Genomic DNA, 13,277 nt, shown 5'->3' with positions numbered 1-13,277 from the left:
TGAGCAGTCCGCTGCAGTCACGCAAAACCGCAGATCGCCCGACATGCATCTGGAATCAACAGGCGGGCAGTTGGCACGACATCGCCGACGTGCTTCGTGTACCACGCAAAACAACATCAGTCGCTCTCGCATGTGACCGCCACAAATCGCTATGAGCCCACACCGCACGCAAAGCGGGCCAAACACAGGAGTTGCACCACAAGAAATCTTCCGAAAACAAGAGGAGCCCCGCCGGCGGCAACCGGCGAGGCTCCAGACCGAGAACACCCCTTGCAGGAAGGAAAACCCGATCATGGGTGATTTTAGTCTGCGCGCCGCGCGGATCCAGCTTGGAGCTCTGATCGCCGCACTTCTCATCGCGATCTTCATCGCGATCGGGATCACCGCTGGCGCATTTGTCCTCTCCTTCGCAGTCCAGCGGGACCTCGCGCGCCAAGGAACCATCCCCGAAAACCTCGCATGGATCTTTCCCGTCATCGTTGACAGTGCAATCTTCGGATCCACCGTAGCCATCGTCATTCTGAGCAAACTCAAGATGCATCGACGCGACAAGTACTTCTACGTTGCTGTTGCTGTTTCAGTGGTCGCGATCAGCATCCTTGGCAACGCCTACCATGCGTTCCACTCCGCAACAGTTGCGCAACAAGTCGTTGAGGCAGGTCAGAGTATCGGCTACACGCCTCTCGACCCGGCCGTTGCTGCCATGATCGCGGTCATTCCGCCGGTGCTCGTACTCGCCTTCACGCACGGACTGGGAATCCTGATCAAAGCAACGGGTATTGCATATTCCGACTACAAGATCGAGATCGACAATGCTGCTGCAGGTGTGGGTGCGGTCGATACCCAACGCGTCGTCATGCGAAACGAAACAGGTGAAGGCGTCCAGCACTCATTAGGCGTCGTAGAAACGTATGACGCGCCGGAAAGCGCTCCGTATCCGAGCCCCTGCAAACAAACGGAGTCCTCAGTGGACCCGGAGCCGTCGAACGTAGAGGCAGCGGCGCACGCCGAACTCGAATGGTTCATTGCCACATCGGACCTGCCCGACGCTGTCAAGGACACCGCACGACGCAAGCTTGCAGACCCGACTCTCACCTGGGAGATGATCGCCCAGACGTCCAACCCTCCTGTTGCAACATCGACCTCGTGGCGCCGATACGAAAAGTTCGATACCGCGGCCCGAGCAGCTGGCTTCGACAACCCACCGCTTATCGACATGCGAGCCTCCGACACCCAGTTCGCCGACCAACTCGTCACTACAACGTGAGTAGCGCCGCCACCCGCCAACGCAAGGTCTCCGAGCGTCAGGAATCGCGTCATCCTGGAGGGTGGACACAGCAGAGTCCCCACAGATTTCAGGTAAGGAACCCGCATTGATCGACCCAGACGACCGACACCACGTGATCTTTCCACCCGAACCGCACCAGCGACCACGACAACAGCGAGCGCACGACACAAAGGCAAAGATCCTCAAAGCAGCTGCACGCTCCTTCTCGATCGATGGGTACGCCGCCACCGCCATGAACGACATTGTTGCGGAGGCTGCCTCCACGAAAGGAGCCGTGTACTTCCACTTCGACTCCAAGGAAGCCATCGCGCGAGAACTCATCAACCACTGGTTGACCGCGCTCCGCGGAATCCGACAATCAACCGACGAATCAGCAATACCAGCGATCGAGCAATTGGCGGCCTTCTTCAACGGTTCAGCGGCACTGATAGCTGACGATGCCCTGGCCCGAGCCGGCCTCAGGCTCACCACAGAAGCAGGTCTTGATACCGCCCCACCCGCATTCCGCACGTGGGTGGAACTCGTCAGCAGACTCGTCGATACTGCGATAGCAGACGGACAGCTCCCTGCCTCCGCCGCCCAGCGCCTGGCAGTGAATCTATGCGCGGGATTTATCGGCGCAGTCCAAGTTATCCAGGTACTCGGCGACCCTGGAGATTTCACTTCGCGCATCGACGACTTAGTGAACGCGTATTTGATCTCAGATACGTAGTCCGCGCGCTGGCGGGGTCGTGGGTAGGGGAGAGGAACCGGACTCAATCCTCGCGGCGACGTCGCCAACCGTGTACACGGTGTTCCCCTAGATCCTCGACGGCAGCGAGGCAGTCGCGTCGTCGCGAGGGGAGGCAACGTGCCAGACATCGAGAGTCGAATCCCGAAGCGCTTTGTCTCTCAGCGAACATTTCACCGATCCGATCCGATCCGATCCGATCCGATCCGAGCTGCGTCGATGTGAAGCCACGACCATAGACGGGACCGTCACTGAGAATGGAGAACACTAGATTTAGATCGACCCGATGAAGGCAGCGGAAACCGTGTGCGTGGGAAGGTGTGCAGTATCGGGGTCGCTGAGTACTTCATCGACTCTCGCCTCGCGTTGAAATGATCGGGTCCACAACTCGCAGACGAGGGTGGTACCAAAACGAATCCCACTTCGGTACCATTGGCATATGAGCACGCAGATCGCGGTACGACTACCGGACGAGATCGTGGAATTTCTCGATGTCGAAGTCAGGGAACATCGCGCCACCTCGCGCGCCTCGGTAGTGTTGCGCGCTCTCGAACGGGAACGTCGCCGTCAGATTGCCGTACGAGACGCGGAGATCCTCTCGGCCGCAACATCCGAACATGATCTGAGTTCTCTCGCGCACCACGCGGTGAATCGACAGCCAACAGGCTTGACCTGATGCGACCAATTCACGAAGCCAGCCTCGACACAGTCCGGCTGGTCCTCGTACTCACCCGAGAGGTGGTCCGTCCACACCTCGGGACCGTCACGGTAGCGCCCATCACCGATGAGATCCGAGGACTGTCCACTGAGGTGTCCGTCAGTGCCGCGAACGGAATGTCCGCCGACGCGGTGGTCAGTTGCGACCACATCACCACTATTCCCGTCAGTGCACTCGGCAACATCATCGGTTATCTGCTGCCAGCACAAGAAGAATCACTGTCCATAGCCGTGCGCGCCGCATTCGATCTCGAATGAGGACGACAGTGAACGGAAAGGATGAATCATGGCGCTGAAGAAAGGGGAGCAGTTCGCGCTATTCGAGCTCGAAACATCAGAATCCGCTACTCGTTCGGACGAAGTTCCCGAACCAGACCAGCCTTCTTTGTTTGACGTTGACGAAACCGCCTGTCTCGAAACGGATTCCGGCGCTGCGGAGCGCCCCCGAACCGACGACATCGTCGACCCGCCGGATGAGCGCTCGAGCGAAGCGGAACCGGAACCCACCCAGGTGTCCGAACGGGGCGCAACCGAACCGGTCGCCCTTCCTCCCGCCGGCGAGTCAGCAGACGGCCACGCTGTCATTGTCACGGCAGCCGGCACCTACACACCATCGGGCCACACGCTCACCGGCCCAGTAGATTCCATCGAAAAACTCGACAAACTCATCAGATGGGCAACGCTGACGCCTCTGGGCGCGCCGGCACAGATTTGGATAGTTGGAATCGAAGCGTGCGAGATGCTCGGATGGATCATCGACCCGGGCAGCGAAGACGACGTCGACGACATGGAAATCCTGCGCACCCGCGCTGCCGAAGAACTCACCACGATCCTCCACGCCACGCTGACCCCGATGCTGACCGCAGGATGGGAACTGCGCGGAGAACCCGGCCACGTCGTTCACCTCTCCCGCACCACCGGGAACTTCACATCCATGGTCGACATCTTCATCGAACCCTACGTGTGGACCTACTGGAACAAGGACTTCGGATGGGGCAATCGCGTGGGGGATATGGGGATCCTCGGGTCACCGGCCGCCGGAACCTACCTCCCCGACGACGACCTCTCCGCTGCGCAGGAACTGGGACGCCGACTCGCCTGGTGCGCACAACACCTCGGCGTGCTACCCGGCCCCACCCCCGCGCGCACCGGCGCCGCGATCGTCGACAAGATCAAACGCGATCGCACCCGCAGCGGTAAAGGAATCGTCGTCACTGTCGGTGGACCGGTCCCACCGTTGGACGGCGAACCTCGCGGAGATCTCGAGCCTGCGGTCGGGTGGACCCGCATCCCGGACCTCGAAGAACTCGAGGGCGCAACACAACTGGTTTCGATAGACCAACGAGCGGCGTACCTCGCTTCCGCTGGCATGCTCGAATTCGGTTACGGAAAACCTCGACATCTTCGCGGCGAGGACGCGCTCGACGCGGCTGGGCAATCGAAAACCCCGTTCGGACTCTGGCGTGTAACCCTCCCACCGGGTGACATGCTGGCGCTGCCACCCGCGCTGCCGTTGCCTCACCCTCACATGCTCGCCGACCAACCTGTGCAGACGTGGGTCACCACCGTCAGCCTCGATGCACTGCAAACGTCCATCGCCGATGGCGGGATCGGCGCAGAACTCGACGACCTCGACATCGCAGAAGCGTGGGTCTACCCCGAACAGGGTCGAGCCCTCGACAAGTGGGCGAAAATCCTCCGTGAAGCCCGCAAAGTTGCCGTCGACACCGGCGACACAGCAATGAAACGTTTCATCGGCGCCTGCTACAAGGGTTACATCGGCCGAATGGTCAACCCCGACATGTGGACCGCCAAACAAATGCAACACCACCACCAACCGCTCTGGCGAGCAGCGATCATCGCGCACTGCCGCTGGCGAGGCCGCCGCGTCGCGATGCGTATCGCACGCGAAACCGGGCGTTGGCCACTGCGCACCGTCACCGACTCCTGGGTCTACCCCCTGCCCGCGGGCATCGACATCGCAGACAACAGTGACGCACTCGGGAAAATGACTCTGGAAAAGAGCGCCCCGCTCACCGAAAACGTAACCGTCATGCTGACCGACGCACGCGACACCCACGAGATCAACCTCGCACTCAAAGCTGCGTTCACCGACGAAGATGAAGGAAACATATAGTGGCCCTGCATCTTCCGAAACCGCGATCTACCAAATCCGCACAGAAGACCGTCGGCTTGGACGGACTCAACGTATCCGTCTCGACAGCAGCAACCAATGGTGTCGAAAAATCGAAATCAGTCAAAAGTGGGGGATTAGCCGGACTCACCAGCAAAGTCTCCGTACGCCAGATCCGTACCGAAATCGGCAAAGAAGGCCTACGGCAAGCAGCTGTCGACGCCGGAAGAAAGCCCCCCTCGGACCGAACACTGCGCCGCTGGGCGCAGCAAGGACGAATCCCACACCCCGACGTCACCGAACGCGCACAACGGCGAGCCGCCATCGAACGCCTCGGCGGAATCGACGCTGTCGCCAAGAAAATCGGCCGTTCACGATCAGCGGTCTCTCGCTACCGTTCCGGCGAAACGAACGAACTGCGCGCTGACGCGAAAAAGAAACTCAAAAACGTCAAAGCACGCGACATCATGGACCGCGCCGGCGTCCTACGACCCGACGGACAACCCAAAAAGGCCACCATCCGAGTCCGCGGGGGAGTGTCCGTCCGCAACGGTTCCGAAGAAGGTTACGACTATCGAGTGCGTACCCTCGACTTCGCGAACTCCGACAGCCCCTTCAGTCTCGACGAAACACGAGAACTCGCCATGGCTTTGGCAGGCGACGATCATGCCCGAGTGGTTGCCATCCTCGAACGTCACGCCACGATGGATTACCCTGAAAACAAGGGATTCGACCAGTACGGCGACACTTTCGGATTTCACTTCGATTCCATCGAATCCGTCCACATCGACTGGACATAGCGGCTCAAACTAAATGAGCATTTGTGTTACGCGGTGTCTCTGGTCGATCGTGAATTGTCGGAAACCATTCGTCTCTGATATTCATTCACAAGTGCCGGCCAGAGTCGGTAGCGGCGCACTGCTGAGCAAGTCTGGTGAAGACCAGTTGTGCGTCTTGGAGACTGACCGGTCCAAGGGACAGGGTTCGCGTGGCACAGTTCCGTACGGGTAATCGTTACTATGAAACAGCGTCGACCGCGCTCCGATCCACGACGTTGTCGAAAGGAAGCAAATATGACGGAAAAAACCATGTCTTATGCTCGCTTCGATGATTTGGTCGCCGGCGCCGCAATGTCCTTCGACAGTGTGTTGTGTGAATTGGTGGCCTGGCGACATGATGACGTCGCTGCAGTTCTCGACCAGGCGCAGCGGCTCTCGGACGAGGGCTACTGGGCTTTCGGTTTCGTTGCGTATGAGGCAGCGTCCGGTCTCGACCCACGGTTGGTGACCGCCCGGCCGGATCCGAACCTGCCGTTGGCGTGGTTCGGCATCTCACATTGCCCTACCCGCACACTCCCTGTACAACCCGCTGATCAGCGAAATTACATCAGTGGCCCCTGGACACCGAACTGGAGCGAGCAACAGCACAAACGGGCAGTGGACACAGTCCGTGATCGGATTGCCGACGGTGAAACGTATCAATGCAACCTCACTACTAAGCTGACCGCGCACGTCGAAGGTGATGCGGCAGATATGTACCGAGATCTTGCGCTCGGCCAAAAAGGCCGTTACAACGCGTACCTCGATATCGGCACTCACTCGATAGTTAGCGCCAGCCCCGAACTGTTCTTTCAACTCGGAGGTACGCACCTGAGTATGAGGCCGATGAAGGGCACGGCCGGCCGTGGACGCACGTCGGCCGAAGATGATGCTGCCGTCGCCGCACTCCTCGCAAGCGAGAAGGAGCGGGCCGAGAATGTCATGATCGTGGATTTGGTGCGCAACGATATAGCCCGTATCGCTCGCGCTGGTAGCGTCTGCGTACCCACCCTGTTCAGAACCGAACGCTACGAGACTGTCCACCAGCTCACCTCGGACGTGACCGCCGAGATCGAAGCCGGCACGCGGTTATCCGATATTTTCCGAGCGCTGTTTCCGTGCGGATCGATCACCGGAGCACCCAAACAACGCACTATGGAACTGATCAGTGAACTCGAAGTCGGACCGCGCGGGATCTATTGTGGGGCAATAGGTGTAATCGCACCTGCAGGAGAAGAGTTCAGAGCCCAATTCTCTGTTGCCATTCGCACGGCGGTAATCGATCACACGACCGACATTGCCGTCTACGGCGCTGGGGGCGGAATCACTTGGGGGTCGTGTGCACACGATGAGTACGTGGAACTATTGACCAAAGCGGAAGTGCTGAATGCGCGACCGAGAGACTTCCACCTGATCGAGACAATGCGTCACCACGGTCGAGGTGTCGTCAAGTCCTTGGATGCGCATCTTGCGCGAGCCGAGGGCTCCGCCCACTATTTCGGATTCGACTTCGACCCGGCCCGAATACGGGACGCGATCACAATCCGGTTGGTGGGAAGGTCCGCTGCGTCACGTATTCGACTGCTGCTGTTCAGAGATGGCGAGTTCGTCATCGACGAATCTGCACTCCCCGATCTCGACTCCCAGCCCCTGCGGCTGGCGCTGCACCCAGACCCGATCGACACGGCGACCTGCTGGTCCAGACACAAGACCAGCCGCCGTGAGCCGTACACCCAGCGCAAGGCAGCGTTACCGGACTTCGACGATGTCATACTGCAGAATGAACGCGGTGAAATCATGGAAACTTGTACAGGGAACCTCGCGGTCATGGTCGACGATGTCTGGGTCACGCCGCCACTCGACAGCGGATGCCTGCCGGGAGTTGAGCGACTTCGGTTGTTGGACAATGGAACCCTGCGCGAGCAGACGATGACCGACGAAGACTTGCATCAGGCTACGAGAGTGGCGGTGATCAACTCGCTACGCGGGTGGCGCTCAGCTTTCGTGGTTGCCCAGAAGCCTGTGAACGGGTGACCTCGCTTGATCCCTTGATAAAGATGCTGCCCCTCACATCCACTACGTCGCTCCGCACAGGCACTCCCACAATCATGGAGGCGCGCCACCCATATTGTCCCAAGGTGAGATGGCGCTTGGAGCGGAACGTCGAGCACTGGATGGGCGCATTCCTCCTCGATCCGCATCTCGGCGTTCTGCCAGGGCGGCCGGATCCGTTTGCAGCTCAGGTTCGCGATCGAAGTCCACTTCAAACGGAGAATCGAGGTTCGTCTGGATCTGATTGAATCAGTGTCTCGGTCTATCCGAATCTCGACAATGGGCATTTCGCGTGAGTCATCGGATGCATCGATCTGTCGAGACAAGAGCTGTGTAGGGGCCGCGCAGTACAACACCTCGGTGAAACCCGTGGGTCTGCTGCATGATTCAGTCAAGTCTCTCATTGCTGAGTGGGACTGGGGTGCGGGGCACTTGATCCACCATGGGCAGACGCGAAAAGAAGATGCCGAGGACGGGATCCTTGTCGGGTCTGACCGCTCGAAGGTGAACTTCCTCCTGGCCTCGGTTCGCACCTTTAGGCGGAGGAAGCCCGCCCTTGCACGTCTGCGTTACTACAGAATCCTGTGCCGGTGCGTTTGAGGCATACCAAGCCTTTCAGGTTGAGCGTCTCGTCGGCGACTGCGAGACGACGGATCCTTTGAGTGGACATCCATGCCAACAGGTCGACCGCATCGTGATCTGCATGAATCCAGCGTCCGTTCAGGACGGAGAAAGGTTTGGCCGGAAGTTCCGCAGGCAAGGGCGTGTTGTGTAAGTCGGTCCTGAGCAGGGTTCCTACGAGCTGTTGATTTTCTACCAATAGCAGCATGTGCACGTGCTCGTCGGTGAAGAGTTCTTCCGCCTGCCCTATGGTGATCGTCGAGTCGACGCGCTTGGGGTAGTTGATCATGACATCGCGAACTTGCTTGCCCGCCAAATAGTTTTCGTCTCGGGCCTTTCGATTCGCCTTCACCTGTGGTGTCCTGGTCTTTCGTCTCTACCTGTACGGGGTAAGCGTCACTCTGAGGTTCACCCCGAAAAGTGGACAGTGGTTACGCGGCCATTTGGGGCGCGGTCAGTGACTGTTCGTAATTGGTGGGGCTGAGCATCCCGATCGTGGAGTGCCTGCGGCGAGTGTTGTAGAAGCTCATCCAGTTGTCAACTGCAGCAACCAAATCAGTGGCGCATGCGAAAGTGTGACGGTAGTAGTACTCGTGTTTGAACGTCGACCACAGACTCTCGGCACCGGCGTTGTCCCAGCATATCCCGGTATCCCCCATAGAGCGACGCAGCCCGAACCGTTCGCATGCCTGCTTCATGATCTCCGCGGTGTATTGAGTTCCTCTGTCCGAGTGCATGATTGTGCCGGCTACGTCACCGCCGCGAGCTGCGACAGCCATGACCAAGGCTGCGATGACCAGTTCGGTGCGCATGTGATCCGCAACCGACCATCCCAGAACCTTTTTCGAGTGCTCATCCTTGATCGCGCACAGGTACATGTCGCCGTCACCGCAGGTTAGATAGGTGATGTCAGATGTCCAGACCGCATCGAGGCGCCCCTGATCGAAGCGTCGCTGCACCAGATCGTCAGGAAAGGACGCAAACGGGTCGACGACGGTGGTGCGGACCTTGAACGTGCGCGGACTGATCCCGACGACACCGAGTGATCGCATGATCTTCGCAACTGTTTTCTCGGTGATCACTTCACCGCGGCCGTGGAGCTCAGCGGTGATCCGCGGCGCCCCGTAGACGCCTTTCGACTCGTGGTGGATCGCGAGGATCTTCACCTCCAGATCTACTCTGCGTTGCTTCCGTTCCCCCAATCGAGTTGTCACACTGCGACCTTGGTGTTTGTAGAAGCCGGAGGTCGACACCTCGAGTAGACGTGCCATCCGGTGAACGGCGGAGTTCGCGCACTCCACGGCCATCAACGCGTAGAGCTCTACTTTTGTTGATTGGCTGCGAAGTACGCGGACGCTTTTTTCAGGAATGCGAGGTCTTTCTCCTGCTCGGTGACCTGCTTGCGTAAGCGGGCGAGTTCGGCACGTTCGGCACGTTCGGCGGCGGTGAGCGGTTGATCACCGGACACTGTCGCGACCTCGATACGTCGTCGTTCGTCAGCGACCCACCGGCCGAGGAGTGCTTCGTTGATACCCAGCTCGCGGGCGACCTCGGCGATAGTGCGGCCGGAATCGATCACCCTGTGGGCAGCCTCGACCTTGTACTCGGTCGTGAACGATCTGCGCGTGCGGGACATGAGGACATCCTTCCAGCGGGACCCTCGGTCCCGCTATCTCGGTGTCCACCATCCGGGGTGAACCTCACTCGCGTGTTGGCTCCACCGACTCTGGTCGTACGCGATGGTCGTGGGTGTAGAGGTTCATGTTTGTTCCGCGGAGAAAGCCGATCAGTGTGAGCCCCGTTTCGGAGGCGAGGTCGACGGCGAGTGACGAGGGAGCGGAGACAGCGGACAGTATCGGGATCCCGGCCATGACTGCTTTTTGTACGAGCTCGAACGAGGCTCGCCCGCTGACCATCAGAATGATGCCTGCCAAGGGTATTCGGTACGCGGCGGTAGCCCAGCCGATGACTTTGTCGACGGCGTTGTGCCGGCCGACGTCTTCGCGGAGAACCAATAGCCGGCCACTGCTGTCGAAGAGTGCGGCTGCGTGCAAGCCGCCTGTAGCGTCGAAGACTTTCTGTGCTGTTCGTAGTTGGTCGGGAAGCGTCGCCAGCGTGTGCACGTCGATCGTTACCTGGTCGTCGGCTGGAGAGTGGGAGGTTTTGACTCGGACCGCGTCGAGTGATGCTTTTCCGCACACTCCGCACGAGGATGTTGTGTAGAAATTGCGCTCGACACCTATTTGCGGTGGAGGCACTCCTTCGGCGAGGGTGACGTCGAGGACGTTGTAGGTGTTGAGGCCGTCGTCGTCGAGGCCTTCGCAGTAACGGGCGGCGGTGACGTCGTCGGCACTGTTGATGACACCTTCGGTGAGGAGGAAGCCGTGTGCAAGTTCGACGTCGTGGCCGGGGGTGCGCATGGTGACGGCAAGCGGCGAACCGTTGACGCGGATCTCGAGTGGTTCCTCGACGACAAGCGTGTCCGGCCGCGACGTTGTGTGCCCGCCCCGTACCCGCACGATAGACCGCCGGGTTGTGATGCGTCCCATTAATTTCGATTCGTGAAGGTGCAGGGCTCGATCCGAATCAGGATGGCTTTGCTCACCGGGGTGTTGGACTTGTCTGCGACATGGTCGAGGGGGATGAGGGGGTTGGTTTCCGGGTAGTAGGCGGCGGTGTTACCGACCGGCGTGGGGTAGGCGACGAGCCGGAAATTGTCGGCTCGCCGTTCTTCGATCGACCCGTCGCGGCGTGTCCACTCCGAGATGAGATCGACGTGGTCGCCGTCGCGGTATCCGAGGGCTTCGATGTCTCGAGAGTTGATAAACAACACGCGACGACCGCCTTTGACGCCGCGGTAGCGATCGTCGAGGCCGTAGATGGTGGTGTTGTATTGATCGTGACTTCGTATGGTTTGCAACATGAGTCGGCCGGCGGGTACCGGCAGCCACACAAGGTCGTTGACTGCGAAGTTCGCTTTTCCGGTGTTGGTTTCGAAGGTGCGGGAATCGCGAGGCGGGTGGGGGAGTCCGAATCCTTCTTTCTGCCGGACTTTGGTGTTGAAGTTCTCGAAGCCGGGGACGACGCGTGAGATCGAGTCTCGGATCAGGTCGTAGTCGGCGGCGAACGAGTTCCACGGCACGAGGTGATCCGAGCCGAACAACGCCTCGGCAACGCCGCAGATGATGGCGACCTCGGAGCGCATGTGCGGACTGGAGGGGGTGAGGGCGCCGCGGGATCGGTGAACCATAGACATCGAATCTTCGACGGTGACGAACTGTTTTCCGGTTGCTTGGATGTCTGTGTCGGTGCGGCCGAGCGAGGGGAGGATCAGGGCTGTACGTCCGTGCACGAGGTGGCTACGGTTCAGTTTGGTCGAAACCTGCACTGTCAGTGAACATCCGCGCAGTGCCGCTTCGGTGACGCCGGTATCCGGGGTGGCGGAGACGAAGTTACCTCCCATGGCCATGAACACTGTGCCCGGGCGGTCACGCATCGCGCGTATCGCTTCGACGGCGTCGAGGCCGTGTTCGCGTGGTGACGTGATGCCGAATTCTGTGTCGAGTGCGGAGAGGAATGTTTCGGGCATCTTTTCCCAGATGCCCATGGTTCGGTCGCCTTGGACGTTGGAGTGCCCGCGCACGGGGCAGACGCCCGCTCCGGGTTTGCCGATCATCCCTCGCATCAGTAGAAGGTTTACTGCTTCTTCGATGGTGGCGACGCCGTGGGTCTGTTGAGTCAGGCCCATCGCCCAGCAGATGATGGTGGCGTTCGAGTCGATCAATGCCCGTGCGGTCTCTTGCAGCTGGCGTAGTTTCAGTCCGGTTGCTTCGAGGACGATGTCCAGGTCGACTCGGCGGATGTGATCAAGCCATTCGTCGAACCCGGCGGTGTGGGTGTCGATGAAGGCTCGATCGAGCACGGTGCCCGGTGCGGCGTCTTCTGCGTCGACGAGCATCTTGGCGAGGCCTTGGAACAGGGCCATGTCGCCGCCGATGCGGATTTGCAGGAAGTCGTCGGAGATTGTGGCCCCGTCGCCGATGACTCCGTGCACCTTCTGCGGATCCTTGAATCGCAGAAGTCCGGCTTCGGGGAGCGGGTTGACGGCGATCACTCGGGCGCCATTTTCTTTGGCTTTCTCGAGGGTGGAGAGCATGCGGGGGTGGTTGGTGCCCGGGTTCTGGCCGGCAATGAGGATGAGGTCGGCGTTTTCGATGTCCGGGATCGATACCGAGCCTTTGCCGATGCCGATCGATGCGGTCAATGCGCTGCCGGATGATTCGTGGCACATGTTGGAGCAGTCGGGCATGTTGTTGGTGCCGTATGCGCGAATCATCAACTGGTATAGGAACGCTGCTTCGTTGGAGGTGCGGCCTGAGGTATAGAAGATTGCGTCGTGGGGACTGTCGAGTGCGGTCAGCTCGTCGGCGATGATGCGGTTCGCGTCGGCCCAGTCGATCGGTTCGTAGTGCGTGGCGCCGGGTTGTAGCACCATGGGGTGTGTGAGGCGTCCTTGTTGTCCGAGCCAGTACTCGGTGCGCCCGAGGAGGTCCGCGATCGAGTGCGCCGCGAAGAAGTCGGGACCGACGGTGCGTTTTGTGGCTTCCTCGGCGACGGCTTTGGCGCCGTTCTCGCAAAACTCGGCATGTTTGCGGTGGCCGGGCGTTTCCGGCCACGCGCAGCCGGGACAGTCGAACCCCTTGCGCTGATTGAGTTTTGCGAGCGAGAGTGCAGTACGTGCGACTCCCATCTGTTCGATGCCACGCTGCAACGAAACGAGGACAGCGGGCACGCCGGCGGCGTACTGCTTGTTTTTGGTGACGACGACAGCGTTCTCGTCGTATTCGTACGTGTCTCGACGAGCCATCCGCAGTGAAGCCTTCCCAGAAAATACAACCAGTTGCACGAGGGTGCCCC

Annotated in this window: 12 protein-coding genes; 7 read left to right on the top strand and 5 right to left on the bottom strand. The window is 59.9% G+C overall.

What is annotated here, in order from left to right; all coding sequences use genetic code 11:
* Positions 1 to 292 precede the first annotated feature (292 nt).
* The 7 genes from H351_RS29935 (at position 293) to pabB (ending at position 7,721) form a co-directional block, all read left to right on the top strand.
* On the top strand, positions 293 to 1,267 hold the full coding sequence (locus H351_RS29935) for a DUF2637 domain-containing protein (protein WP_029256885.1): 975 nt from the start codon (positions 293 to 295) through the stop codon (positions 1,265 to 1,267).
* A gap of 106 nt (positions 1,268 to 1,373) precedes the next feature.
* Positions 1,374 to 2,000 (top strand): TetR/AcrR family transcriptional regulator, encoded by a 627-nt coding sequence (locus H351_RS29930; protein WP_244891533.1) that lies wholly within the window; start codon positions 1,374 to 1,376, stop codon positions 1,998 to 2,000.
* A 457-nt stretch (positions 2,001 to 2,457) separates the two neighbouring features.
* The gene (locus H351_RS29920; protein WP_029256888.1) at positions 2,458 to 2,694 is read left to right on the top strand and encodes a hypothetical protein; all 237 of its coding nucleotides are present in this window, start codon (positions 2,458 to 2,460) and stop codon (positions 2,692 to 2,694) included.
* Positions 2,694 to 2,993, top strand: coding sequence for a type II toxin-antitoxin system PemK/MazF family toxin (locus H351_RS29915; protein WP_029256889.1), 300 nt, complete (start codon positions 2,694 to 2,696; stop codon positions 2,991 to 2,993). Before H351_RS29920 ends, H351_RS29915 begins: the two co-directional genes overlap by 1 nt.
* Before the next feature lie 28 nt (positions 2,994 to 3,021).
* On the top strand, positions 3,022 to 4,872 hold the full coding sequence (locus H351_RS29910) for a hypothetical protein (RefSeq protein ID WP_029256890.1): 1,851 nt from the start codon (positions 3,022 to 3,024) through the stop codon (positions 4,870 to 4,872).
* Positions 4,872 to 5,669: a hypothetical protein gene (locus H351_RS29905; protein ID WP_029256891.1), complete on the top strand. Its 798-nt coding sequence runs from the start codon at positions 4,872 to 4,874 to the stop codon at positions 5,667 to 5,669. The genes H351_RS29910 and H351_RS29905 overlap by 1 nt, the downstream gene beginning before the upstream one ends.
* Before the next feature lie 273 nt (positions 5,670 to 5,942).
* Complete coding sequence (pabB, locus tag H351_RS31715) at positions 5,943 to 7,721, top strand: aminodeoxychorismate synthase component I (RefSeq protein ID WP_029256892.1); 1,779 nt, start codon at positions 5,943 to 5,945, stop codon at positions 7,719 to 7,721.
* Between the two features lie 553 nt (positions 7,722 to 8,274).
* Here pabB and H351_RS29895 read toward each other — a convergent pair.
* The 5 genes from H351_RS29895 to H351_RS29875 all read right to left on the bottom strand — a co-directional run bounded on the left by H351_RS29895 (position 8,275) and on the right by H351_RS29875 (position 13,227).
* On the bottom strand, positions 8,275 to 8,712 hold the full coding sequence (locus tag H351_RS29895) for a CBS domain-containing protein (protein ID WP_029256893.1): 438 nt from the start codon (positions 8,710 to 8,712) through the stop codon (positions 8,275 to 8,277).
* 79 nt (positions 8,713 to 8,791) lie between these two features.
* Entirely contained in the window at positions 8,792 to 9,730 is a 939-nt protein-coding gene (locus H351_RS29890) for an IS3 family transposase (protein WP_144440155.1), read from the bottom strand.
* Positions 9,682 to 9,996, bottom strand: a complete 315-nt coding sequence (locus H351_RS29885) for a transposase (protein ID WP_029256895.1) — start codon at positions 9,994 to 9,996, stop codon at positions 9,682 to 9,684. The genes H351_RS29890 and H351_RS29885 overlap by 49 nt, the downstream gene beginning before the upstream one ends.
* 64 nt (positions 9,997 to 10,060) lie before the next feature.
* Positions 10,061 to 10,909, bottom strand: coding sequence for a formate dehydrogenase accessory sulfurtransferase FdhD (gene fdhD / locus H351_RS29880; RefSeq protein WP_029256896.1), 849 nt, complete (start codon positions 10,907 to 10,909; stop codon positions 10,061 to 10,063).
* Positions 10,909 to 13,227 (bottom strand): FdhF/YdeP family oxidoreductase, encoded by a 2,319-nt coding sequence (locus H351_RS29875; RefSeq protein ID WP_029256897.1) that lies wholly within the window; start codon positions 13,225 to 13,227, stop codon positions 10,909 to 10,911. The genes fdhD and H351_RS29875 overlap by 1 nt, the downstream gene beginning before the upstream one ends.
* Positions 13,228 to 13,277 lie beyond the last annotated feature (50 nt).

Source organism: Rhodococcus erythropolis R138 (assembly GCF_000696675.2).
Lineage (GTDB): Bacteria > Actinomycetota > Actinomycetes > Mycobacteriales > Mycobacteriaceae > Rhodococcus_F > Rhodococcus_F erythropolis.
This window is presented reverse-complemented; position numbering and strand designations above follow the sequence as displayed.